Below are 24,494 nucleotides of genomic sequence, written 5' to 3'. Positions count from 1 at the left end.
GCGAAGAAAGCTATGCGAAGCGGCACAACTTCATAAGTACGTGTTAGCATGATTCAAAAGACACGTTAGTTACAACCCTATGCCATCGGTGTACGCTTCAGTATGAAACTCAAATGTGCCGTGCTCATTACGTTTCAAGACCAGCGTACGAGCGGCAGGCAGGTCCGCAGTGGCACCCACAAAACGGGCGGCAATCGGCAACTCGCGTCCCTCTCGATCGACCAATACCGCTAGATCAACTGCAGCCGGGCGGCCAAAATCATACAGCTCATTGAGCGCAGCTCGAATCGTGCGGCCAGTATAGAGCACGTCATCTAGCAATACAATCCGACGCCCCTCTACTTGAAACGGCAACAGAGTGGGTTGTGCTGGTCCATGCAAACCTTTTTCAGCGTAATCATCACGATGCAACACAACGTTCACAACGCCGAACCCAGCGAGCTTTAAATCACTGGCCAACCGTTCGGCCAGCCAAGCTCCGCCACTCCAAATACCGACCAGCGCAACACCGTCAGGCCGATGCAAGGCATCGCCATAAGCGGCGCGAATTTGGTCACGCAAAACATGGTACAACGACTCGGCGTCAGGCAATTGCATATTCATCAAAAAATTGTTGCAAAATAATGCGGGCAGCTTCAGCGTCAAGCTGCGTTAAATCGTGGTTCTGTGCAGCCGCGGCGACGGACGAATAACGTTCATCGACCCACACCACGGGCAAGTTGAAGCGGCCATATAGCTGTTGACCGAAGCGCTTAGCCCACTGCGTCATCTGATGCGCGGCCCCATCTGTATGCAAAGGTAAGCCAACCACCAGTTTTGCCGGTTGCCATTCTTTAATCAGTGCGCCAATCGCTGCAAAACGGTGCTCGCGGTTATGATTCATGATCACAGTTAAAGCCTGCGCTTGCCGCATCAACATATTTCCAAGCGCCACCCCGATCCGCTTTGCGCCATAGTCAAACGCAAGTAGCGTTTCTGTAGAGCTCATAGCGCTATCTCTTGCCGTTTCGCACTTTGCGCACGATCAACCTCAGCACGCCAGAGCAACCCGCTGGGAGCCGCCTATTTTTACGCATGGCCCGCTTCGCCAGACAACATCGCCGGCGACACTCCGAGTATCGATAACGCTGCCGTAAAGCGCTGCTCGGCCGACACATTAAAAATAATGTTGGGATCTGCTTCAACGTTCAGCCAACCATTGCGCGAGATTTCTTCTTCGAGCTGGCCAGCGCTCCACCCAGCATGGCCTAGCGTCAGCAAAAATTTCCCTGGCCCTTTGCCAAGCGCAATTTCTTCCAGCACATCTTTCGAGGTCGTCATGGCTAAGCCACCTGGCACCTGCATAGATGAATTATATTGAGTCGAAGTAGGCTCATGTAAAACAAAACCACGCTCCGCTTGAATTGGACCGCCGAAATAAACCGGCAAATGCAGCAAAGGCTCAATTTCCAGCTTGAGATCGATACGGTTAAAAAGCGCTTGCAAAACAATATCTGTCGGCCGATTGATCATTAAACCCAGTGCACCGCGTTCATTATGCTCACAGATATACACCACGGCTCCAGCGAAAACCGCATCAGCCATGCTAGGCATAGCGATCAAAAATTGATTCGTCAGATTAATCCGATCAGAGATTTTGGACATATTGAATTCTAACCCTTGAATTCCTTTAGCAAATGGCCATGCCGCAAAATCAGCCGACTCGTCCCAAGGCTTTATTTTGCTCACAGCGCCTCAAATTTGCACCATTTCAAAATCCTCTTTGCGGGCACCGCACTCCGGACAAGTCCAGTTCAACGGGATATCTTCCCAACGCGTGCCCGGCGCAATGCCTTCTTCTGGAAGACCGGCTTCTTCATCATAAATCCAGCCACAAATGAGGCACATCCAATTTTTATATTCCATACTGTTATACCACTACATCCCACAAGCTATGATTTAGACGTTGCAAAAATATCTCAAAAGGGCGATGGTACCGCGGTTGCGGCTTGATTTGCTCACATTTTGAGATAAATCTCATCAAGAGGGCACAAAAAACCCGCAGTTATGCGGGTTTTTTGTGCAGAAAATTGCGCCATGCTCATAAGAGCGCAGCGCAAATAAAGGCAAGCCTAGGCCATTACATATCCATGCCCATGCCACCCATACCGCCCATCCCACCTGGCATACCGCCAGCCGCAGGCGCATCTTCTTTAGGCAACTCAGCAACAGAACAGTCTGTCGTGAGGATCAGGCCAGCGATTGAGGCCGCATTTTGCAATGCAGTGCGAGTCACTTTGGTTGGATCAACCACACCCGCTTGCACCAAATCACCGTACTCGCCAGAAGCCATGTTGTAGCCAAAGTTACCTTTGCCATCGGCCACTTTTGCCACCACTACGCTGGCTTCTTCACCACCGTTTGCCACGATCTGACGCAGCGGCTCTTCCATCGCGCGCAGCACGATTTTAATGCCCGCTTGTTGATCGTGGTTATCGGCTTTCAAGTTAGCAACCACTTGACGCGCACGGATCAACGCCACGCCACCGCCTGGCACAATGCCTTCTTCAACCGCAGCGCGGGTTGCATGAAGTGCATCTTCAACCCGTGCTTTCTTTTCTTTCATTTCGATTTCAGTCGCAGCGCCGACCTTGATCACCGCTACACCGCCTGCCAATTTAGCAACGCGCTCTTGCAGTTTTTCACGGTCGTAGTCAGAAGTTGCTTCGTCAATCTGCACACGAATTTGTTTGACCCGCGCTTCAATGTTTTTCGCATCGCCTGCGCCATCAATAATCGTGGTGTTTTCTTTAGCAACTTCAATGCGTTTTGCCTGACCTAGCTCAGCCAGTGTCGCTTTTTCAAGCGTATGGCCGGTCTCTTCAGCAATCACTTGGCCACCCGTCAAAATCGCAATATCTTCGAGCATGGCTTTACGACGATCGCCAAAGCCTGGCGCTTTTACCGCGGCAGACTTCAAGAAGCCACGCATATTGTTCAAAATCAACGTAGCCAGTGCTTCGCCTTCAATATCTTCAGCGACAATCAACAATGGACGGCCTGCTTTTGCAACTTGATCAAGCAAAGGCAGCAGATCGCGAATGTTGGTAATTTTTTTGTCATGCAGCAACACATATGGATTATCCAGAGCTGCCACTTGCTTATCTTGGTTGTTGATAAAGTAGCCCGACAGATAGCCACGATCGAATTGCATGCCTTCGACTACATCGAGTTCGTTTTCCAGCGATTTACCATCTTCAACCGTAATCACGCCTTCTTTGCCTACTTTTTCCATGGCTTCGGCAATCAGCTTGCCAACCAGCTCATCGCTGTTCGCTGAGATTGAACCCACTTGAGCAATTTCTTTAGTCGTGGTGCAGGGTTTGCTGATTTTGCGCAATTCTTCAACTGCGGCCAAAACCGCTTTATCAATACCGCGCTTCAAATCCATTGGGTTCATGCCCGAGGCGACGGATTTCATGCCTTCGCGCACAATAGATTGCGCTAGCACGGTTGCGGTTGTCGTGCCATCACCAGCGTTGTCACTGGTTCTTGACGCGACTTCTTTAACCATTTGCGCGCCCATATTTTGCAACTTATCTTTGAGCTCAATTTCTTTCGCAACTGAAACCCCGTCTTTAGTCACAGTTGGGCCGCCGAAGCTACGCTCCAGCACAACATTGCGTCCCTTTGGACCCAATGTAACTTTAACTGCATTGGCTAGAATGTTGACGCCTTCAACCAGTTTAGCGCGGGCCAAATCACCGAATACAACTTCTTTAGCTGCCATCTTTGAAACTCCTTGAATTCTCTAACTTGATGAACTGAAAACTACGCTTAGCTAACGAGCACAGCCATAATGTCTTCTTCACGCATTACCAGCAACTCATTACCGTCAATCTTGACGGACTGACCGGAATATTTGCCGAATAGCACGCGATCGCCCACTTTAACATCTAGCGCAATCGAAGCACCTTTCTCATCTTTCTTGCCTGGCCCAATCGCCAGCACTTCACCTTGATCTGGTTTTTCAGCAGCCGTCTCAGGAATAACCAAGCCTGAGGCGCTTTTGGTCTCTTGGTCCAAACGCTTGATAATGACACGATCGTGCAAAGGACGCAGCTTTTTCATACAGACTCCTCTCAATAAATACTAGAAATACTAGAGAACAACTAAATTTTTAAAGCTCATAGGGAGAAGTATTCCCCGAGCCAAAAAGCGAAGATTTATTAGCACTCCTGGCTAACGAGTGCTAATTATACTGAATATGGAGACACATTGGCACAAATTCAAGAGCACGGCGCAAGCCTTATCATTATCCTGATTCGCCACAGCGCTTAGATACGCTAGGCGGGGGGGGTTATCTCGCAAAAGCCGCCAGATATTCTACCCAATGCGCGCCAGCCTCAACCGCCAACGCCTCTTTAACCCGCATCACTTCCTGCTCATATTCTTGCATCGTAAAGCCTCCCCGCATGTGCTGGAAACGGCAGTACATTAAATAAGTGTTGACGACATCTGTTTCACAATAATCACGAATTTCATCGATGCGCCCTTCGCTAAAAGCTTGCCAGACCTGGCTCCCATCCATTCCCAGCTTGCCCGGAAAACCACATAGTTTAGCCAATGCATCAAGCGGTGCGTTGGCGCGCGGCTGATAGAGCGCGAGTAAATCCATCAAATCCGTATGGCGAGTATGGTAACGGCTGATGTAGTTGTTCCATTTAAAATCTCGATCATCTTCGCCCAGGTCCCAGTATTTTGGGGCAGCGACGCCATTCACCAAAGCACGATAATGTAAGACTGGCAAATCGAATCCTCCGCCATTCCATGACACCAATTGAGGAGAATATTTTTCGATGACGCGGAAAAATAACTGAAGCAACGTAGCTTCCGCATCGTGCTTAGTGCCCAGCGACTTTACCCGAAAGCCTTCGCGGTCTCTGAATACGCAAGCAATCGAGACCACCCGTTGCAAATAATGCGGCAGAAAATCGGAGCCCGTTTTTTCGCGGCGCGCAGCGAACGCGCGTTGCGCAACCTCTTCATCAGACAGAGCACTAGGCCAATCATCCAATTGACGCGCACCTGCAATATCAGGCACGGTTTCAATATCAAAAACTAAAATAGGGGTCACAGCACAGCATCCTTGCGCACGCCGCTGGAGATGAAATAACGCTTTAAACGCGTCATGGCTTCTTGCTGAATTTGACGCACCCGCTCACGCGTCAGCTCCATCTCGTCAGCCACTTCCTCAAGCGTAGCAGGCTCAACATTGCCAAGGCCAAAACGACGCTCAACCACATGCCGATGCTTGTCTGGCAGACGCGCTAACCAAGCCTTCATTAATTCTTCCAGCTCACGCTGCTGAATTTTTGCCTCAGGCAATTGACTCTGCTCGTCAGATAAGAAGTCCAGCAAACTGCTTCCTGGATCGAGCTCTAGCGGCGCATCAAGCGAAGTCGTCCGTTCGCTTAAGCCAAGAATATCAGATACCTCATCAACCGTCTTGCCGGTTAAATGAGCAATATCATCCACGCTCGCATCGCGTCGCTCAAGAGAACCATCGGCATTTACTGTGCTTTTTTCTAAATGACGCTTAGCACGTAATATTTGATTTAACTCACGGATCACATGAACCGGCAAACGCACTGTGCGCGCTTGATTCATAATGGCACGCTCAACACTTTGCCGAATCCACCAAGTCGCATAAGTAGAAAAACGAAACCCCCGCTGTGGCTCGAACTTGCTAATCGCATGCATCAGCCCAAGATTGCCCTCTTCGATTAAATCGAGCAACGGCACGCCACGGTTTAAATATCCTTTAGCAATGCTAACGACAAGCCGCAAATTACGCTCAATCATGACTTGCCGCGCTTCGAAATCCCCTTGCTGCGCGCCCGTTGCATAACGCTGCTCTTCCTCAACCGTTAACAAAGGCTTGGCGCTAATCCGGTTCAGATAATGCTGAATCGTGTCTGCGGTTAGCTCAGATCGTAACAAAGCACCAAAATCACTTGGGTCGGGTTCGTCAATCGCTACCGCATCCGGGGTATTTTCGCTGTCATTTTCGTCCAGCACATCTTCAGCCACTTCACTGCCACGCTCAAATGGCAAGTCAGGCGTCTCTTCCGAGCTTAATCTATCATCAAGCTGACCAAATAGTGGATCGGCTCTATCGTACGGCTGTTGACGCTTTGAATTCGGCATATTGATTGAGAGAGCTAATTTATTAAGGAGTCGATAAATACTTCATTGGATCTACTGGCTTACCCCGCTGACGCACTTCAAAATGCAACATCACGCGATTTGCATCGCTATTTCCCATCTCGGCAATTTTCTGGCCCCTAGTTACGGCCTCGCCTTCCTTAACGAAAAGCGCTCTATTATGCGCATAAGCCGTTAAAAATGTAGCATCATGCTTAATAATAATCAAATTGCCGTACCCTCTTAAGCCGTTGCCAGCGTAGACAATGCGGCCGTCAGCCGCAGCTGAGATTGGCGTTCCTACGACGCCGCCAATATCCAAGCCTTTATTTTTTAATTCATCAAACGTACCCAGTACTGGGCCACGCACTGGCCAGGCAAGCGCAGTAACCGGCGCGGCCGCAGGAGTCTGCGCGCCAGGCTCAGTGCTAGGACCAGAAGGGTCAGCGGCTGGACTACTCTCGAGCGACCGCACCTGAACCGCGCTATCGATTACCGGCGCGGTTGAAACGCCGGGTGTATCGGGAGCGGGTTCTGCTCCTGGCGGCGTCACACGCAGCAATTGGTTAGCTGCGACCTGAGATGCGCTTTGCAGGTTATTCCACGCCACAATATCCTGATAATGTTGGCCGTTTTCAAGCGCGATTCGATATACCGTATCGCCTGGCTTAACTCGGTAATAGCCAGGCGGTGCCGGCGCCGACACTAACTGGCTCGCCAACGCGCTCGCCTCAAAGCGGTCGCTGATTGGAGCGTGGACAAGTCGTGTCGAGCATGCGCCAAAGACGAGCACCGACAACCCACAAAGGACGCGCGGAAAAATTGCTAGGCAGCAGCTTTTATCGAATCTTCGCAACGTAGTCATCAATTTCAAATCACTCCGGATTTTAAGGGAACAAAAAAAACGCGATCAAGTTTTGACTCGCGCCATTGAGTTGCTGATATACGCTCAATCAGCATCAAAATCTGCGTTTCACTACTGCTTTCTGGATGGGCTGGAAGCACCACCGGCGCCACCAAACGCCCGCCAATTGCAAGCTGCTCAAGCAATATTTCGGGAATGCCAATGCCAGCTGCCGCTATGATAATCGCATCGAATGGCGCGGCCGCGGGCAACCCCAAGCATCCATCGCCATACTGTAACCGAAGATTCGCTAGCCGTAGTGGACGCAAGTTTCTTTTAGCCCGCTCAAACAACGGCTGCACCCGCTCAATCGAATACACTTCTTGCGCTATATGACTTAGCACAGCCGCTTGATAACCACAGCCGGTACCAATCTCAAGCACTTTTTTTAACCCTCTATCAGTCGTAGCCAATTCAATCATCCGCGCCACCACTGTAGGTTTAGAAATCGTTTGCTGATAACCGATGGGCAAAGCCATTTCTTGGTAGGCTTGCGCCGCCAAACCCGGATCCACAAACAGATGCCGTGGCACCGCGCTCAGCGCCGCCAGCACCCGCGCATGGCTTACACCATTAGCCCGCACGCGCTCAACCATCCGCTCGCGCACCCGTTCCGAGGCCAAAGCTGGATGCAGCACCGTTACCGGATTAGGCGGACGGGCTTGAAGCATAGTTGCGTGACGCCACGCCACAGCGCTTACGCCGCTCTTTTTAGCCTGGCGCGCCCGCACTTCGGCTAAACTAAGCGGAAAACGCTTAGCGTGCGTCATGATTTTGACTCCGCCGCCAACACCCAGTCTTGCACGCATGGAAGCAATTGCGTATGGGTTAGGTCAAGCTGCAATGGAGTAACGGACACTCGCCCGTGCTCTACCGCATGAAAATCCGTTCCTTCACTTGCATCGCATACATCGCCCGCTGGGCCAATCCAATAAACCGGCTCGCCCTCTGGGCTCATTTGCTGAATCACCGATTGCGATGGATGCCGCTTGCCCAGCCGCGTCACACACCATTCACCCAAATCGTGATAAGCCCGGTTGGGAATATTAATATTTAATAAAAACGGTGCCGCTAATGGGTGCGCCAGATAGTGCGCCACAATATCGCCCGCCACGCGCGCGGCCGCCCCCAAATGCGCCCAGCCCTTATCGGCCAGAGAAAAGGCGAAAGCAGGAACGCCAAACATAAACCCTTCCGTTGCCGCTGCCACCGTACCTGAATACAACGTGTCTTCCCCCATATTCTGCCCATTATTGATGCCCGAAACAACTAGATCCGGTTTGTAATCGAGGATACCCGTGAGCGCAATATGAACGCAATCGGTCGGCGTGCCATTCAGATAGCGAAAACCATTCGCCGCAGTAAACACGGATAATGGTCGCGATAAAGTCAATGAATTAGATGCGCCGCTACAATTACGCTCTGGCGCAAGCACGGTTACTTCGCCCAAGGGCTTTAAAGCTTCATAGAGTGCAGCTAAGCCAGGCGCCAAATAACCATCGTCATTACTGAGTAAAATTCGCATATTTATTGATTGTAACTGAGGAAACACCAAACATGCTGAGCTACCGCCACGCCTTTCATGCGGGCAATCATGCCGATGTGCTCAAACATAGCATTATTGTGCACATCTTGCGCCATCTCGCCCAGAAAGAAAAAGCTTTTTGGTACCTAGACACGCACGCAGGCGCAGGAGTCTATGAGTTATTGGGGGCATATGCAAGCCAAACTGCCGAATACGAAACCGGCATTGCAAGGCTCTGGGCATCCTCCAATTTACCCCCTCTGCTAGCAGATTATATCGCCCAAGTGCGGGCCCTGAATGAGACTGAAGCTTTACGCTTTTACCCCGGCTCGCCATGGCTTGCCTGGCACTTGACCCGCAGCCAAGATAGATTACGGCTGTTTGAACTCCATCCAACCGAAATTAAAATCCTACGCGATAATTTTGCCCAGTTACAACCGAACGGAAAACCACGCGCCCTATTACATGCAGGAGATGGCTTTAGCGGGCTCAAGGGTTTCCTCCCACCCCCACCGCGACGAGCGGTCGTGTTACTGGATCCTTCTTACGAAGACAAACAAGACTATCAGCGCGTATTAGATACGTTACAACAAAGCTTACGCCGCTTTGCGACAGGCACCTATGCAGTGTGGTATCCGCAGGTCCAACGGCCTGAAGCCCAGCGCTTTGCCGAACAGCTCAAACGCATCGCCGAAAAAAACTGGCTGCATGCTTTGCTGCAAACCTGTGCCCCACCGCGAGATGGCTATGGCTTATATGGCAGTGGTATGTTTATACTGAATCCGCCTTACTCATTAGCAGAAAACCTAAGAACCGCTTTACCCTACCTAGTGCAAACACTTGGGCGGGATACAGCAGCCACCTTCATGCTTGAGCAACATAAAATATGATGACAACCCTTGATGCGCTAAGAAAATACACCACCGTGGTTGCCGATACCGGCGATTTTCAACTACTCAAGCAATATCAACCGCATGAAGCGACCACGAATCCCTCGCTTATCTTAAAAGCGGTCCAGCAAAATCAATATCGCCCGCTCCTAGTTAAGATCGTCAATGATGATTGCCACCAAGGCATTGATTCCATCATGAATCAATTACTTATCGCTTTTGGCACGGAAATTCTAGCGCTTATTCCAGGCCGGGTATCTACCGAAGTCGATGCCCGTTTATCGTTTGATACGGCCGCGACGGTCGCCAAAGCGCATCAATTGATGGCGTTATACGAAACCGCAGGGATTGCACGCGAGCGCGTGTTAATCAAGATCGCCGCCACCTGGGAAGGCATACGTGCCGCCGAACAACTCGAGCAAGCAGGCATCCACTGTAATATGACACTGGTTTTTTCGCTAGAACAGGCCATTGCGTGCGCCGCAGCAGGCGCTCGCTTAATCTCGCCATTCGTGGGTCGGATCTATGATTGGCATAAAGCCAATGCAGGTGCTGCATGGGATGAGCAGAAAAATGGGGGCGCTAACGATCCTGGCGTGCGCTCTGTTAAGCAGATTTATCATTATTACAAACAATTCGGCTACGCGACCGAGGTGATGGGCGCGAGCTTTCGTTCAACTGCGCAAATCATCGAGCTTGCCGGCTGCGATCTACTCACCATCAGCCCGCCATTACTCGAGCAACTACAAACCCGCACAACCGCGCTTGAGCGCAAGCTTACGCCACAGAATCCCTCCAGCGAAGCGCTGGAACCCATCACGCTAAACGAATCAGCGTTTCGTTATCAGCTTAATGACAACGCTATGGCAACCGAGAAACTTGCTGAAGGCATTCGTCAATTTGCCGTGGATAGCGCTAAACTTGAAACCATGATTCAATCGTTACAAACCTAGCTGGAGCGCTCCGCAAGGAGATCACACGCAAGCAATTGCTTACTCAAAAAAGACCATAGCGATAAAAGCACACGCAGAAGCACACCACATCACCCGCTTCAGTAGTGTGACCATGATTTTTTTAGATGCTGCGTAGAATTCCAGCATACCATCATAAGTAGTCAGCACACATCACGGTTTTACCTGAACAATTTCAACAGGCTCGCATCATGATACTAAGCTTCGCATTGTAATCACAGACGGAGCTCCTGTCGTCAATACTGGGATTACTGCGTTACTTCAAACACGCTAATCCGATTAATCGCCACAGGAATGGACATGCTGCCGTCTAAATCTAATTTAACCATCGGTGCAGGGAATACCGAGAAATACGATTCTTCCATGGAATCGGCAGATAAGGGGAAGGAAAGATCCCGTACTCCCTCACCCAAAGGCCTACTTTCTGATCTGGTAGGACCTCCCAGACCCGGCAGCAGCCCGAGTGCAAGTATGTCCCGGGTATACAAGGCAGCACAGGCAGACCCGTTCAGTACGGTGAAGTCTAGTCTCGGCCCTAAAAGCGGTAGTCACCCAGATCTTCACTACAAACAAGGAGGAGGATTTCTTGTAGCTACGGAGAAGAAACGGGCCCTTACATCCCAAGAAATTGCTCAAGAGAATGCAAGACGAGAGGCAAAATTCAAAGAAGTGCTAGAGAAAAAACCTAAAGCAAAAGCCCCCAAACAGGTCGATGAAGGTGCTACGGTGACCGAATTCAAAGGCGGAATCGAGTACCATCCACCAGGTGGCGTCCACTCTAATTATCCAGAAACCGTAAATTATGAAGAGGGGGGCTCTTACGTGCGTGTCACGCCTGAAGTTCCTCAGGGTGAAAAGCAACGCATTGGCCGACATGGCCCTTTTAGTCCCACAACGACCTTTGATCACCAACCTCTCAAGGGCCGCCCCGCTCAAGTAACAAACCCCAAGCCCCCAAAAGAGTCCGATTCGCCACCGCCTTCACCTGAGACAGCCCATCAAATTATGCAGGCTATGCACCAAGATCCGGTGGAGACGATGGCTCAACTCCAATCAGGAAAGCCTTATGCAGACATTGCCAAGGCCCAGGAGAAAGGAAAAGCACCGAGTAAAAACTAGCCAGGGGCAAAGAAAATAGACACGCTGGCATAGGCAATTAATCAACCGCACCATATCTACCCTTTCTAATCAAATTACTTATACTCTAATCGCCACTAATACAGTAGTGGTCTGGGTTTGACATCCCGGCAACACAAAGAAAGAAGGCTCGCGCTTATGGCGGGGCCGGGTAGGGGTACCTTCGGGTACGCCGATTCTTGTGTTTCGGTATGTCAACCCTGCTCGGTTCCGCCACCTCTTTTGACATAGGGGTGCGTCGGAGTTTAAAGCCAAACACAAGGAGCAGCGTGATGTATTGCCTTGAATCTTACCCTTCTCCCCCGAAGTATCTCTTTTCATCTCCTCGAGTTTTATCTCTTAAACAATGTCCTAAAAAACACTCTGCTAATTTACAACATTCTCGACGTTCTCCATTTTCCTTCAAAAAACTCGCTCCTTCCCTCTGCGCATTTTATTTTCACTTCACCGATCTTGCTCAAGTTCAATCCTCGATTGAGGTCATGATTAAACCCAAAGCACCTCACCTTCCTCTAATACGGCCAACCCCTCCTTTTTCGACGCCTTACCGGCCAAAACGTCCTGATTCTGAGGAATATTGCGAAGCCGCACTCGCTTCTAAGCAAAGCTTGATCCGCTAAACTCTAGGAGCTGGAAATGAGAGAAATTAACCAGCGCAGGCTGAGGTACTTCTACTCGGTCTACACCCACGGAAAAATTCGTACAGCTTCTGATTATTTGAATACAGACTGCTCGGTGATTACGCGGCAAATCTGTCTGTTAGAAGAAGAGATCGGATTTAAATTATTCGAGCGACGGCCCCGCGGTGTTGCGCCAACCGAGGTGGCCAAATTATTACTTGAATATTATCGCAAGAACTGCGAGGCACAAGCAGAGTTTGAAGCGGGTTTACAGGCACTGAGTGAAATGCGACGAGGACGTATTCATATCGCTACCGCCAGTACATTCGTTGCCCCACTCATGGGCGTATTCAATCAATTTCATCGTCAATTTCCCGATGTCAACCTGAATATCGAAGAAATTTTCGAGCCGCATAAAATTATTCATCAAATCCTCGAAGACATTTTGCATATAGGAATCATCCACCTTTGCCCTGAAAGACCGGATCTTCAACTTTATGCAAGCGTGCCGTTACCCTTATATATGTTAGTGAGCAAAGAACACCCTCTGGCTCACAAACAAAAGGTCACACTTAAAGAAGCGATGAGCTCCTCACTTTCACTACCGGCTTCGGGTGTGTTACGAGAACTGGTCCAGTCCGCTTGCCACACAGAAAAAATTGCCCTTCCCCCCTGCATATTTGAAAGTGATTCAACGGCGGCACGGAAAAAATTTGCCTGCGACAGCTTGGGTACAGTATTTATGTCGGTTTTTTCAGCACGAGAAGAAATTAAAAAGGGTGAGCTTATTGCGCTAGAAATTGTTCATCCCGTTTTTCAGTCAGCCAAACTGGCTTTGGTTGTTAGACGGGGTAGACCCTTGCTGCCCGCTACTCACCAATTGCTTAAATTGCTTCATGGAGGGCTTTCTATTTTTACGCAGGAGTCAACGGCTAACGATAGCTCACTCATCAGGTCTAGGGAGGAAGGCTAAATGAAAGGGCAAAATCAATTTCTCAGGAGTCGACGTAATATGATTAAGACAGTGATAGCCGGTTTGGGTGTAGCATCCGTGGTGAGTGTCCCCCTCATTAAACCGTCTCTTAAACTCACCCAAAAATCAAAGCAAAAAATTATTATCCGCACCTCGGGCGGAAGGGATCATATTGCTTATACCAAAATACTCTTCGAACCCTTCACAAAGGAAACCGGGATAGAGGTCGAGGCCATCATATCCAATGTAGAGCCTATCGCCGAAATTAAAACCATGGTCAATACGGGGACATATCATTGGAATATGGCGTGCCTGGGCAATCGGGCCGTTCCGATCCTAAGCAAGGACGGTTATTTGGAAAAGCATGAGCTTGAGCATGATCCCGTAGTTTCAACCATCATGCCGCACTTTTTGTCAGAATGTAGCGTTGGGATGAATGTCTACTCTACCGTGCTCGCCTATCGTGAAGAGGCATTCAAAGGACGCCAAGCACCGAGAACGTGGAAGGATTTTTGGGATGTGAAAAATTTCCCAGGCCGTCGCGCCCTGCGCAAAATTCCGTTTGATACGATAGAAGAAGCCTTACTGGCCGATGGCGTACCACCCGGAGACGTCTATTCCGGTAATGATCTTGAGCGCGCCTTTCGTAGCCTGGATAAAATCAAGCCGCATATTTCCGTCTGGTGGCAAAATGCGCCCCAGGCTGAACATCTCCTGAAAACGGGCGAAGTCGATTTACTTCCTATCTTTTCACTGGGTGCACTCGCTGCTATTGAAGTGGGTGCGCCCGTTGCGTTTTCCTGGGATCAACATATCTACGGATACGATAATTGGACCATTTTAAAAGATACGCCTAATGCGGATGCTTGCCAGCAATTTATCCAATTTGCCACAGACCCTGATCGACAGGCACGCCTTATCCCCTATGGGATAGCCCCGACCCAACCTAGCGCTTTAACCCAAGAGGTTTTACAAAGAAACCGCATTGATCCCAAATATGTAAGACTACTTGCCACTTATCCAGAGAATTTGGAAAAAGGGATGCCGAGCGATGGGGGATATTGGGCGAGTAGGCACAGTGCTGTGATTGAACGCTATAACCATTGGCTTTTGGGTTGATAAAAAGCGGCAAGTAAAAGTCGGTTGTGGAGATCCATCCGACCTACTCAATTTTTGCACTGGCTGCCCCCTTGCTAAACCTGGGCATTATTTGCAACAAAACCCCCGCCAACCCTTTTAAATACTAATACTTTTTGTTAAAGCTTGGCGACGTCTGTAGTACAGCTGGCGGAGATGGTAGGATTCGAACCCACGGTACGGTCGCCCGTACGGCTGATTTCAAGTCAGCTGCCTTAAACCGCTCGGCCACATCTCCCAAAAAAACGCTATTGTAACTCAGGATTGAGCATAATATAACTCATACATCACTCTTTCGCCTGCCGCTTAAGCTCACAAAAACAAGCTTTGTAAATCATTTAAAAAACGCTGGCCAAGCGGCGTTGGCGCAATCGTTTCATGATTGCACAAAAGTAAGCCACGCGCTTCGGCAGCGCGCAAAGATGCCGCGATCGTCGTCATGGACAAACCCGTGCGCTCCGTAAATTGATACACCGGAAACCCTTCTGGCAAACGCAATACGTTTAACATAAACTCAAACGGCAATTCGCTCGCATTCACTTCATGCTCTTCCTGCACAAAAAGCGCTTGCTTAGCTTGTGCAATGTAAGTCGCTGGATGTTTATAGCGTATTTGCCGAATAATACGCTCGGGAAAGGAAAGCTTGCTATGCGCACCTGCACCAATCCCTAAGTAATCGCCAAAACGCCAATAATTCAGATTATGCTGACAGGCTTGGCGCGGCTGCGCATACGCGGATACTTCATAATGAAGGTAGCCCGCCTCATGCATACGCTGATGGATCCATTCCTGCATATCCGCGCAGATATCATGGTCCGGTAACGTGGGCGGGTATTTTGCAAAGCGCGTGTTAGGTTCAAGCGTCAGTTGATACAGAGAGAGATGAGGCGGACTATACGAAAGTGCCGTTTCCAAATCAGCCTGACACGCACTTAAGGTTTGCCCAGGAAGCGCAAACATTAAATCAAGATTAAAGCGATCAAATAGGCGCTGCGCAACTTCCGTCGCGCGGCGCGCTTGCGACCCATCATGAATGCGGCCCAGCGTAGCCAGCTGAGCATCGTCAAAACTTTGTATCCCAAGCGACAAACGATTGACGCCGCTGCTACGGAATTGGCTGAATTTCTCAGCCTCGAATGTGCCAGGATTCGCCTCTAATGTAATTTCCGCATCCGCGATCAGTGGCACGCGCGCGCGCACATCTGCCAAGAGCCGGTCGAGTCCTTTGGCCGACAATAAGCTAGGCGTTCCACCGCCAATAAATACCGTATGAATGGTACGCCCCCAAATGAGGGGCAGCGCCTGCTCAAGATCAGCGCACAGCGCATCCAGGTAAACCTCTTCTGGAAACTCGCCAACGCCCTTCCATTCATGCGAATTGAAATCGCAATAAGGGCATTTTTTTACACACCATGGAAAATGCAGATAGAGCGAGAGTGGCGGTAACGCACTAAGCCGAATGCGTTTTGTCGAAAAAAGCGGTGCCGCTATAGTGCGCTCTGTTTGCGCAACTGGCTGAGCTGTATTTACATCTGAACCCATATTACAGGTTTTTCATCCTCTCATTTTTAAGCCGCTTAATTAAATGCTCACTCGCAAGTGCACGATGACTTATGGTGTTCTTAACTGCAGGCGCCAGTTCCGCTGCCGTCTGTCCGAGCTCAGGCAGATAAAAAAGCGGATCATAGCCAAAGCCGTACTCGCCGCGCGCTACTTTTGCAATTTCACCATACCAACGCGCCTCAACAATGATAGGTTCAGGATCTTGCGCGTGGGCGACGTAAACCAAGACACAAATATAGTGGGCGCGCCGGTCACGACAAGCTGCAAGCTCGCTGAGTAGCAACGCATTATTAGCGGCATCTGTTTTAGCACCGCCCGCGCGCTGCGCAAAACGCGCTGAATACACTCCGGGCGCTCCATGCAAGGCATGCACGCATAACCCGGAATCATCTGCCAACGCGGCCAAACCGCTGAGGTGCGCGGCATGGCGCGCTTTAGCCAGCGCATTTTCGACAAAGGTTGGATGAGGCTCTGCCGCAGGTGTAATGCCAAGCTCGCTTTGCGAGACTAAGGGCAAACCTACTTGCGCCAGCAAAGCCGTAAATTCGCGCAGCTTATTGGCATTGTTAGAGGCTAACACCACTTGATGCGGGTTTAGCGTCATAGACGAAGCAAGAGTTGTTGTATCCATCGCGGGCCATCACAATAAATAAATCAAGGTTCGATGGTTTTAAGCAACACTTAACTCCAACGCGGCTTTTTGTTTTTTGATTAGATCAGCAATGCCAATTTGCGCCAGGTCAAGTAACTGATTCATTTCTGTGCGAGAAAAAACCGCACCCTCGGCAGTACCCTGAATTTCGACAAAACCCTCTTGGCCTGTCATCACTACATTCATATCTGTGCCGCACGTGGCATCTTCATCATAGTTAAGATCAAGCACAGGAACGCCATCCACCATGCCAACCGATACTGCAGCGACCCAGTCGATAATCGGCAGTTGTGCAATGTGCTGGTCGTGCAACAGTTGCGTGACGGCATCATACGCAGCCACGAAAGCGCCCGTAATACTCGCTGTGCGCGTGCCACCATCCGCCTGCAGCACATCGCAATCGATCTGCAGCGTACGCGCACCGAGCTTTTTAAGATCAAAAGCTGCACGTAGCGCACGCCCAATTAAACGCTGAATTTCCTGAGTGCGGCCAGTCTGTTTGCCGCGCGCCGCTTCGCGCTCGCTGCGCGTGTGCGTCGCCCGTGGCAACATGCCATATTCTGCAGTGAGCCAACCTTGATTTTGGCCCCGTAAAAATTCTGGCACCCGCTCCGCAATACTTGCCGTACAGATCACTTGAGTATCACCAAATTCAATCAACACCGAACCTTCGGCATGTTTTGTGTAATGGCGGGTGATGCGTACTTCACGCATTTGAGCGGGCGCGCGGCCATCTGGCCGGAGTGAGAGTAGATTCATAGACTTCCAAATTATATACTGCTCCGCACCTTGAACGCATCGATACCGGCATCAAAGGGCGTATATCCTTTAAAATACACTCTTCTCCCTTGTTTCTGATTAAGATGAGTTTCCCCCGCCATGATTTGGCGTTGCAACCTCGAGCGAGCGTAATTGATGATTTATAGCATGACTGGCTACGCCAACGTCACCCACGAAGTACCCATTGTAGCGAATAGCGAGGCCCCCGCAACCAGTGTATCGGTCGAGCTGCGCACAGTGAACTCGCGTTTTCTTGATCTGACTTTCCGCATTCCCGACGAGCTCCGCGCCACGGAACCTGCCATGCGCGAAATGCTTACACAAAAGTTAGGCCGTGGCAAAGTCGAGATTCGCATTAACCTGCAACGGAGTGAAGTACTGCCGACCATTGGCGCGCTTAATCATGATGCGCTAACGCAGCTAGCACTGATTGAAGATCAAATCCTGAGCCGCTTTCCCAAAGCTGAGCGGCTCAAAGCCAACGAGATTTTGCATTGGCCTGGCGTACTGAGTAAAAATAACAGCAAAACGCAGACGACAGACAACTTGAGTGCAACCGTCATCCAATGCGCCCAACAAGCGCTCAATGAATTAATCCATATGCGCGCACGCGAAGGCGCGCAGCTCGTTACCCTATTGCTTGATCAAGTGACCGAGATAGAAAAAATTGTCACTGAAATTACGCCTTGGGTGCCGGAGTTAATCAGCAAACACCAACAAAAAATTGTCGAACGCCTGCAAGAAGCCCTTGGCCTCGCCACAGCAGGTAATACGCCAGCGCCCATCTCGCGCGAGGAAACCGCAGAGCGGATCCGGCAGGAAATGACGATGTATGGCATTCGCATCGATATTAGCGAAGAATTAAGCCGACTCTCCACACATTTGCACGAGACAAGACGCATCCTCCAGCAAGGCGGCCGCGTTGGCAAACAACTGGATTTTATGATGCAAGAACTCAACCGAGAAGCCAACACGCTAGGCTCAAAAGCTGCGGCTAAAGAACTGGCCGATAGCGCGATGAAGTTTAAGCTTTTAATCGAGCAAATGCGCGAGCAGATACAAAATCTGGAGTAATCTTGTGGTTGATAATGTGGTCGTGGTTTTTAAGCTATAGGCTTTTTCTCGCGCTCCTCAATCATACGAGGCAGTATTTCTAATTTTTAACCCTAGAGCCTATTATTGTTATTTATGAGCCAGGCAACCCCATCTAATACACCTCTTTGCGTTACGCCACCCAGTTACTCAGCAGAAAATCATCACCCTGGGCATTTATTGATGGTGATCGCACCTTCCGGTGCAGGCAAATCAACGCTGGTTAACGCTTTACTTGAGCAAGATACCGGCATCAGTTTATCGGTCTCTTATACGACACGCGCGCCTCGGCCTGGCGAAGTAGATGGGCGCGCCTATCATTTTGTTAAACAAGACGATTTTTTCGCGCGCCGTGCGCGGGGCGAGTTTATCGAGAGTGCAGAGGTACATGGGCACTATTACGGCACCTCGCGCCTGTGGATTGAACAACAAATCGAAATTGGCCATGATGTGCTGCTTGAAATTGACTGGCAAGGGGCGCGCCAAATACGCCGGCAGTTTCGTCATGCAGTCAGCATTTTCATTTTGCCGCCTTCGCTGGATGCGCTCGAAGAACGGCTTAAAAAACGCGGACAGGATGCGCCTAATGTGATTGTGAGAAGATTACTTGCAGCAGGCAGCGAAATGGCTCACGCCGCCGAGGCTGAGTATGTGGTGATCAATGATCATTTTGCCAATGCACTGACACAATTGCAATCGATTATCGCCACGACACGGTTGCGTTTTGCTTCTCAGTGCGCGCGCCATGCGGCTCTTTTTGCAGAGCTGGGCATTCATGCTGCGACGACGGATTAGAAAAACAAAAATGGCTAAAACCCCCACTCAACCCTGCTGATGTAAAATAGACTCATTCTTATAAAGGAAAAATGAATCATGGCCCGCATTACTGTTGAAGACTGCTTGCAAAACGTCCCGAACACCAACCGTTTTGACCTTACGCTGGCTGCCACTTATCGAGCACGCCAACTCATACTAGGGCACGCCACCAAAGTTGGCAACCGCAATAAGGCACCTGTCGCCGCTTTGCGCGAAATCGCCGACGGCATTATAGATATTAACGAGATGCTGAAAAAAGTTCCGCTATAAACACGCGCCGCGAAGTTCGTTTAAACTCAGCATCTACTTAATATATGGAGGCTAATATGAACGAGAACTCGTCGTCTGCCTCCACCTCAGAAACGCCAAGCACGCGCAAATATATCGACGTAGTGCTTGAGCAGTCGGTTAAGCATTTATTTGGCCCCACCGTCACGCCTGAACATCCGCGTAAGCATAAAGTCGTTTCAATCGCGACCCTAACCGCGGCTTTATCTGAATACCTCGAACAGTCAGAAATCGAGCAAATCAAAGTTGCATTCCATTTCAGCGATCAAGCTCATCTTGGTCAATATCGGCAAAGTGGCGAGCCTTATATCACGCATCCGGTCGCGGTTGCCGAAATCTGCGCCAGCTGGCGACTCGATGCGCAGTCCATCATAGCGGCATTACTGCATGATGTCATCGAAGATCAAGGGGTCACCAAAACTGAACTTACCGAGCATTTTGGGCCCAAAGTTGCTGAATTAGTCGATGGGCTATCCAAGCTCGACCGCATGGAGTTTCGCAGTCGGGAAGATGCGCAAGCGGAAAATTTCCGCAAAATGATGCTAGCCATGGCGCGCGATGTGCGCGTGATCATCATTAAGCTAGCCGATCGTTTGCACAATATGCGTACGCTAAGCGCCGTACCGGCAGAGAAACGCCGCCGCGTCGCGCGCGAAACCATCGATATTTATGCACCCATCGCACACCGCTTAGGTTTAAATAATACTTATCGAGAATTACAAGAAACCAGTTTTGCAAATTTTCATCCACATCGTTATGCGACGATTGAAAAAGCCGTAAAAGCAGCGCGCGGCAATCGCCGCAAAGTAGTCAGCAAAATCCTGGAGTCCGTGCAGTACGCATTTGCTGATGAGCAAATCAACTGCGAAGTAACGGGCCGCGAAAAAACCATCTATAGCATCTACCGCAAAATGCGCGACAAACAATTGTCGTTTTCGCAGGTACTTGACGTATATGGTTTCCGCATCGTGGTCGAAAAACCGATTGAATGTTATTTATGTTTGGGGGTGCTGCACTCTCTTTATAAGCCCGTACCCGGTAAATTTAAAGATTACATTGCAATTCCCAAAATCAATGGTTATCAATCATTGCACACTACATTGGTGGGCCCGTTTGGAACGCCCGTTGAATTCCAAATTCGTACCCGGAAAATGCATGATATAGCCGAGGCCGGCGTCGCCGCGCATTGGCTCTATAAGAATGGCAGCGCAGATCTAAACGACGTGCAACAACGCGCGCATCAATGGCTCAAATCATTGCTTGATATTCAATTGGAAGCCGGCGACGCGAGTGAATTCCTAGAGCACGTTAAAATCGACCTCTTTCCAGACGCAGTCTATGTATTTACGCCGAAATCAACCATCATAACGTTGCCCCGCGGCGCTACCGCACTTGATTTTGCTTATGCAATCCATAGTGAATTGGGCAATCGATGCGCTTCAGTCAAAATTAATAATGAACTGCTACCGTTGCGCACTGAGCTGCAAAGCGGCGATATTGTCGAAGTTATCACGGCCGACTCCTCAAAACCAAACCCAGCATGGCTTGGCTTTGTACGCACCGGGAAAGCACGCTCGGCCATTCGGCATTACCTCAAAACGATGCGCTCCAATGAATCGGTGCAATTGGGCAAGCAGCTTATAGAGCAAGCGTTAAAAGGCTATGGCCTATCGTTAGACAATATGACGCCGCAAGCCTGGGATAAACTCGAACAATGGACTCACCACAGCAGTCAAGAAATCTTCGCTGACGTTGGACTAGGCCGCTGCGTTGCGGCCCTCATGGCAAAGCGCATTGAAGTCTTGCTCGGAGAACATGAAGATGAAGCGAATAAAGACCCCGCCACCAAGTACTCTGGACCCAACCTAGGCACCCATGTTCCAACCCCAGTCGTGATTAGCGGCGCTGAAGGGATGTCAGTCCAGTTATCACCCTGCTGCCGTCCGATTCCAGGAGATGCCATCATGGGCTACATTGGGCTTGGCCTGGGGATGGCAGTTCACACCACAGAGTGCCGCATCGCTCACCGCATTCATAAACGCGACCCTGAACGCTGGATCGATATCGCCTGGGCACCCCAACCAGGACGTTTATTCGATGTCATGATTAAAATCCTGGTGCGTAAAACAAAAGGTGTTTTTGCCCGCATTGCAGCAGACATTACAGCTGCCGACGCCAATATTGCCCATATTTCAATGGACGAAGATTTCGCCCAAGAATTTGTCGTGCTGCGCCTAGTGATTCAAGTCGCCAACCGCGTGCATCTAGCAAATGTCATGCGCCGTACGCGGATCAATCAAGATGTGATGCGCATCACGCGCGAAAAGTCCAATGAAACGCAATCTCATCGCCGCAATGGTGGGATGCAGATTGACCGCGAGCGGCCAGATTATTAAATTTTAAGCGCCTGCCCTAAAAACTGCATGTGAGACGAAAATATATAAAAATTTGATGTGTTTGCATCAGCTTTGCTCAGGGTATTGGATTTTAAGCACTTCAATTTGCACCGTACCCGTTGGTGTCTGAAGTGGCACAAGGTCCCCTAGTTTTGCTTTGAGTAAAGCCCGAGCGATCGGCGAAACCCAGCTCACATAACCGTGCTCCAGATTAATTTCATCCACCCCGACAATCGTGACTGAATGCTCAGCCCCGTCCTCTGTAGCATAGGTCACCATCGCCCCAAAAAACACCTGATCTACATTTTCCTGGCAGCTGCTATCTACTATTTGCGCATTATCAAGCCGCTTCGTCAAGAAGCGAATGTGTTTATCGATTGCGCGCAAGCGCCGCTTGCCATAGAGATAGTCGGCATTTTCTGAACGATCCCCATTTGCCGCGGCCCATGCTACCGTTCGAACCACTTCAGGCCGCACATGATCAAGTAAATCCAACAATTCCGTCTTCAATTTATGATAGCCAGCAGGCGTTATGTAATTCTTGGCCCCCACAGGTATCTGAAATTGCTCGAGCTCGACTTCATTTTGCTCGGTTGGATGTGATTCTCTAAGCCCTGCTGTATTCACCGTAAAACCTTTTCTAATCTAGCTTTGCAACGCCCTGCCAACACTTTCAGCGATTCTACACCGCCTCTTTTTTCACAAAGAGTCGCAACCAATTGTAGCAATCACTTGACACAAAATCATCACTTATTCATAATCTCGTCTTCGCATTCAGTTAGATCTTTTAAAAGCGCGATGCGATGTACGCGGGAATAGCTCAGTTGGTAGAGCGCCACCTTGCCAAGGTGGAGGTCGCGAGTTCGAGCCTCGTTTCCCGCTCCAATTTATCGGTCTGCATTATTGGGGTATATTCCCTCGCTTTGTTGACCGGCCAGCCAAATTGGAAACGTAGATCGTCTTCCAAAAGTCAGATCCTTGGCGGGATAGCAGAGTGGTTATGCAGCGGCCTGCAAAGCCGTCGACGCCGGTTCGATTCCGACTCCCGCCTCCAACGACGTCAGCCTGATACAAATCTTAGTTGGCTTCTTGTCCCTTTCAAAGAAAATCTCAAGAACCTCAGCCCAGAGCCTGCATACAAATGTATGTAAGCAAGCCTCTCAGCATCTATGTAATAGCTCCCAACAAAAGAATTGCAACTGTGATAGTAAGAGCGCCGCCTAGGCGAGTCGCTATTTGCGCGAATGGCATCAGTTCTAGCCGGTGAGCGGAAGTCAAAATCGCAATATCGCCAACACCGCCCATGCCACTGTGACACGTATTAATAAGAGCGCTTTCAATTGGATATAAACCGATCCATTTCCCCACAAAAAAACCCACTGTGGTTAGCGTAAAGACCGTGACGACAATTGTCACGATGTTGGCTAAGTTGAACGCCGCCATTAAATCAGCCCAAGAAGTGGTCGTGATCCCAATGGCAAATAGCAACGGATATGTCACTGCTATAGAGAAAAAGCGATAAACTGTACGAGCACCCTTTTCTAATTTGGGTGAAATCGTATAAATGAGTTTAACCAGCACCACAAGAAACAGCATGGCGACGGGAGCAGGCAAGCCAATCAGCTTATGGACGACAATGCCTACGATATAGAAAGCGATCGCAGCCATCCCCGCGACTGCGATATGCTCAACTTTGACCGATGAGGTATTGATGGGCTTTGCCAGTACGTCATCTTCAACATCGTATAAACGCCCTTCTCCACTATAGCGGCTATAACGCTTGCCCAACTGATTCAGCACGCTCGCGCAGATAATCGCGACCAAATTCCCCAGCACGATAGCCGGTACGACTTGGGCAAATATCTGGTCTTGTGGAGCATTCAAAATCTCGCCATAAGCAAGGGTAAGAGGAATCGCACCTTCGCCAATGCCACCCGCCATAATGGGGATAACGATATAAAAGAAAGTGTAGTGCGCGCTTAGCCCAAAGGCCATGCCAGTCAATGTTCCAACTGTCGCCGCAATGACAGAACCAGCCCCAAGGGGAATAAAAATCTTAACGATGCCAATGATAAGGGCTTGGCGGTCCATGCTCAGGATACTGCCCACGATCACACAGGCACTAAATAAATAGACGAATTTGGTTGAGTGCCAGAAATCGCTAATTGATCCGACTAACTCAGCCGGTAGGAATTTGCAATGAACTAGATAGGCGGGCAGGAAGATGCTCACGATAACAGGTCCGCCGATTTGCTTTAATCCTGGAATACGTGCGCCTATTTCAGCGCAGGTAAAACCACATGCGGCAAGTAACGCGATCATGATTGAAATATCGCCAGAGATTTTTTTTGAAGTTAGAAGAGTTCCTAAGCAAGCAAGGATCATGAAATATGCCGGTAGCGGGATAATTCCAATTCTTCTGTTCGTTAGCCTTTGCCAGTGAACACATTTAAATAAAAAACTCAATTTCCCTATTTGATTGCGCAGCAGAAAGTAGCGCCACTTTTTATGCGTCAAAACACTGCTATCAGCAGATGAGTTATTCATTTTCCTTTATCTCCTTG

General features: G+C 49.8%; 26 protein-coding genes and 3 tRNA genes. 12 read left to right on the top strand and 17 right to left on the bottom strand.

What is annotated here, in order from left to right; genetic code table 11:
• Positions 1-69: 69 nt before the first annotated feature.
• From pyrR to surE, 11 genes are all read right to left on the bottom strand, one after another.
• Positions 70-597, bottom strand: coding sequence for a bifunctional pyr operon transcriptional regulator/uracil phosphoribosyltransferase PyrR (gene pyrR / locus MPB2EB_RS02175; RefSeq protein WP_185182234.1), 528 nt, complete (start codon positions 595-597; stop codon positions 70-72).
• The gene (ruvX, locus tag MPB2EB_RS02170; RefSeq protein WP_185182233.1) at positions 584-988 is read right to left on the bottom strand and encodes a Holliday junction resolvase RuvX; all 405 of its coding nucleotides are present in this window, start codon (positions 986-988) and stop codon (positions 584-586) included. The genes pyrR and ruvX overlap by 14 nt, the downstream gene beginning before the upstream one ends.
• Positions 989-1,068: 80 nt before the next feature.
• Positions 1,069-1,644: a YqgE/AlgH family protein gene (locus tag MPB2EB_RS02165; RefSeq protein WP_185182232.1), complete on the bottom strand. Its 576-nt coding sequence runs from the start codon at positions 1,642-1,644 to the stop codon at positions 1,069-1,071.
• A gap of 90 nt (positions 1,645-1,734) precedes the next feature.
• Positions 1,735-1,905 carry a rubredoxin gene (locus MPB2EB_RS02160; RefSeq protein WP_026921060.1) on the bottom strand — a complete coding sequence of 57 codons (171 nt, stop codon included), beginning with the start codon at positions 1,903-1,905 and terminating at the stop codon, positions 1,735-1,737.
• 214 nt (positions 1,906-2,119) lie between these two features.
• Positions 2,120-3,769, bottom strand: a complete 1,650-nt coding sequence (gene groL / locus MPB2EB_RS02155; RefSeq protein WP_185182231.1) for a chaperonin GroEL — start codon at positions 3,767-3,769, stop codon at positions 2,120-2,122.
• A gap of 47 nt (positions 3,770-3,816) precedes the next feature.
• Complete coding sequence (locus MPB2EB_RS02150; protein ID WP_034956440.1) at positions 3,817-4,110, bottom strand: co-chaperone GroES; 294 nt, start codon at positions 4,108-4,110, stop codon at positions 3,817-3,819.
• Between the two features lie 229 nt (positions 4,111-4,339).
• Positions 4,340-5,116: a 3'-5' exonuclease gene (locus tag MPB2EB_RS02145; RefSeq protein WP_185182230.1), complete on the bottom strand. Its 777-nt coding sequence runs from the start codon at positions 5,114-5,116 to the stop codon at positions 4,340-4,342.
• Complete coding sequence (gene rpoS, locus MPB2EB_RS02140; RefSeq protein WP_185182229.1) at positions 5,113-6,189, bottom strand: RNA polymerase sigma factor RpoS; 1,077 nt, start codon at positions 6,187-6,189, stop codon at positions 5,113-5,115. Before rpoS ends, MPB2EB_RS02145 begins: the two co-directional genes overlap by 4 nt.
• Positions 6,190-6,211: 22 nt before the next feature.
• Positions 6,212-7,051, bottom strand: a complete 840-nt coding sequence (locus tag MPB2EB_RS02135) for a peptidoglycan DD-metalloendopeptidase family protein (RefSeq protein WP_185182228.1) — start codon at positions 7,049-7,051, stop codon at positions 6,212-6,214.
• A 5-nt stretch (positions 7,052-7,056) separates the two neighbouring features.
• A complete protein-coding gene (locus MPB2EB_RS02130; RefSeq protein WP_370576610.1) occupies positions 7,057-7,899 on the bottom strand; it encodes a protein-L-isoaspartate(D-aspartate) O-methyltransferase in 843 nt (280 codons plus the stop codon).
• Complete coding sequence (gene surE / locus MPB2EB_RS02125; RefSeq protein ID WP_185182226.1) at positions 7,857-8,615, bottom strand: 5'/3'-nucleotidase SurE; 759 nt, start codon at positions 8,613-8,615, stop codon at positions 7,857-7,859. Before surE ends, MPB2EB_RS02130 begins: the two co-directional genes overlap by 43 nt.
• Positions 8,616-8,647: 32 nt before the next feature.
• Here surE and MPB2EB_RS02120 point away from each other — a divergent pair, with 32 nt between their 5' ends.
• The 6 genes from MPB2EB_RS02120 to MPB2EB_RS02100 all read left to right on the top strand — a co-directional run bounded on the left by MPB2EB_RS02120 (position 8,648) and on the right by MPB2EB_RS02100 (position 14,325).
• Positions 8,648-9,505, top strand: a complete 858-nt coding sequence (locus tag MPB2EB_RS02120) for a 23S rRNA (adenine(2030)-N(6))-methyltransferase RlmJ (RefSeq protein ID WP_185182225.1) — start codon at positions 8,648-8,650, stop codon at positions 9,503-9,505.
• Positions 9,502-10,458 (top strand): transaldolase, encoded by a 957-nt coding sequence (gene tal, locus MPB2EB_RS02115; protein ID WP_185182224.1) that lies wholly within the window; start codon positions 9,502-9,504, stop codon positions 10,456-10,458. Before MPB2EB_RS02120 ends, tal begins: the two co-directional genes overlap by 4 nt.
• A 489-nt stretch (positions 10,459-10,947) precedes the next feature.
• Positions 10,948-11,595, top strand: a complete 648-nt coding sequence (locus tag MPB2EB_RS02110; RefSeq protein WP_232534464.1) for a hypothetical protein — start codon at positions 10,948-10,950, stop codon at positions 11,593-11,595.
• Between the two features lie 209 nt (positions 11,596-11,804).
• Positions 11,805-12,233 carry a hypothetical protein gene (locus MPB2EB_RS08485; RefSeq protein WP_232534463.1) on the top strand — a complete coding sequence of 143 codons (429 nt, stop codon included), beginning with the start codon at positions 11,805-11,807 and terminating at the stop codon, positions 12,231-12,233.
• Positions 12,234-12,249: 16 nt separating this feature from the next.
• Positions 12,250-13,206 carry a LysR family transcriptional regulator gene (locus MPB2EB_RS02105; protein ID WP_185182222.1) on the top strand — a complete coding sequence of 319 codons (957 nt, stop codon included), beginning with the start codon at positions 12,250-12,252 and terminating at the stop codon, positions 13,204-13,206.
• Between the two features lie 39 nt (positions 13,207-13,245).
• Positions 13,246-14,325: an ABC transporter substrate-binding protein gene (locus MPB2EB_RS02100; protein WP_232534462.1), complete on the top strand. Its 1,080-nt coding sequence runs from the start codon at positions 13,246-13,248 to the stop codon at positions 14,323-14,325.
• Between the two features lie 166 nt (positions 14,326-14,491).
• Here the strand turns inward: MPB2EB_RS02100 and MPB2EB_RS02095 are convergent.
• The 4 genes from MPB2EB_RS02095 to rph form a co-directional block, all read right to left on the bottom strand.
• Positions 14,492-14,581, bottom strand: a tRNA-Ser gene (locus MPB2EB_RS02095).
• Between the two features lie 74 nt (positions 14,582-14,655).
• Positions 14,656-15,885 carry a radical SAM family heme chaperone HemW gene (hemW, locus tag MPB2EB_RS02090; RefSeq protein WP_185182220.1) on the bottom strand — a complete coding sequence of 410 codons (1,230 nt, stop codon included), beginning with the start codon at positions 15,883-15,885 and terminating at the stop codon, positions 14,656-14,658.
• A gap of 1 nt (position 15,886) precedes the next feature.
• Positions 15,887-16,510: an RdgB/HAM1 family non-canonical purine NTP pyrophosphatase gene (gene rdgB / locus MPB2EB_RS02085; RefSeq protein ID WP_232534461.1), complete on the bottom strand. Its 624-nt coding sequence runs from the start codon at positions 16,508-16,510 to the stop codon at positions 15,887-15,889.
• Positions 16,511-16,576: 66 nt separating this feature from the next.
• On the bottom strand, positions 16,577-17,317 hold the full coding sequence (rph, locus tag MPB2EB_RS02080; protein ID WP_185182218.1) for a ribonuclease PH: 741 nt from the start codon (positions 17,315-17,317) through the stop codon (positions 16,577-16,579).
• 156 nt (positions 17,318-17,473) lie between these two features.
• Between rph and MPB2EB_RS02075 the strand changes: the two genes are divergently transcribed.
• From MPB2EB_RS02075 to MPB2EB_RS02060, 4 genes are all read left to right on the top strand, one after another.
• A complete protein-coding gene (locus MPB2EB_RS02075) occupies positions 17,474-18,412 on the top strand; it encodes a YicC/YloC family endoribonuclease (protein WP_185182217.1) in 939 nt (312 codons plus the stop codon).
• A 201-nt stretch (positions 18,413-18,613) separates the two neighbouring features.
• Positions 18,614-19,225, top strand: a complete 612-nt coding sequence (gmk, locus tag MPB2EB_RS02070; protein WP_232534500.1) for a guanylate kinase — start codon at positions 18,614-18,616, stop codon at positions 19,223-19,225.
• Between the two features lie 78 nt (positions 19,226-19,303).
• Positions 19,304-19,516, top strand: a complete 213-nt coding sequence (rpoZ, locus tag MPB2EB_RS02065; RefSeq protein WP_185182215.1) for a DNA-directed RNA polymerase subunit omega — start codon at positions 19,304-19,306, stop codon at positions 19,514-19,516.
• Between the two features lie 44 nt (positions 19,517-19,560).
• Complete coding sequence (locus MPB2EB_RS02060; protein WP_185182214.1) at positions 19,561-21,930, top strand: bifunctional (p)ppGpp synthetase/guanosine-3',5'-bis(diphosphate) 3'-pyrophosphohydrolase; 2,370 nt, start codon at positions 19,561-19,563, stop codon at positions 21,928-21,930.
• 66 nt (positions 21,931-21,996) lie between these two features.
• Here the strand turns inward: MPB2EB_RS02060 and greB are convergent, their stop codons facing one another.
• A complete protein-coding gene (gene greB / locus MPB2EB_RS02055; RefSeq protein WP_185182213.1) occupies positions 21,997-22,557 on the bottom strand; it encodes a transcription elongation factor GreB in 561 nt (186 codons plus the stop codon).
• 182 nt (positions 22,558-22,739) lie between these two features.
• Between greB and MPB2EB_RS02050 the strand changes: the two genes are divergently transcribed.
• Both MPB2EB_RS02050 and MPB2EB_RS02045 read left to right on the top strand, forming a co-directional pair.
• Positions 22,740-22,815, top strand: a tRNA-Gly gene (locus MPB2EB_RS02050).
• A 95-nt stretch (positions 22,816-22,910) separates the two neighbouring features.
• Positions 22,911-22,984: transfer RNA gene (locus MPB2EB_RS02045), tRNA-Cys, on the top strand.
• 113 nt (positions 22,985-23,097) lie between these two features.
• Here MPB2EB_RS02045 and MPB2EB_RS02040 read toward each other — a convergent pair.
• On the bottom strand, positions 23,098-24,477 hold the full coding sequence (locus tag MPB2EB_RS02040) for a 2-hydroxycarboxylate transporter family protein (protein ID WP_185182212.1): 1,380 nt from the start codon (positions 24,475-24,477) through the stop codon (positions 23,098-23,100).
• Positions 24,478-24,494: the final 17 nt, after the last annotated feature.

Origin of the sequence: Mycoavidus sp. B2-EB, assembly GCF_014218255.1 — a bacterium.
GTDB lineage: Bacteria > Pseudomonadota > Gammaproteobacteria > Burkholderiales > Burkholderiaceae > Mycoavidus.
Note: the sequence above shows the minus strand (reverse complement) of the source record. Positions and strands in the feature narration are given on the sequence as shown.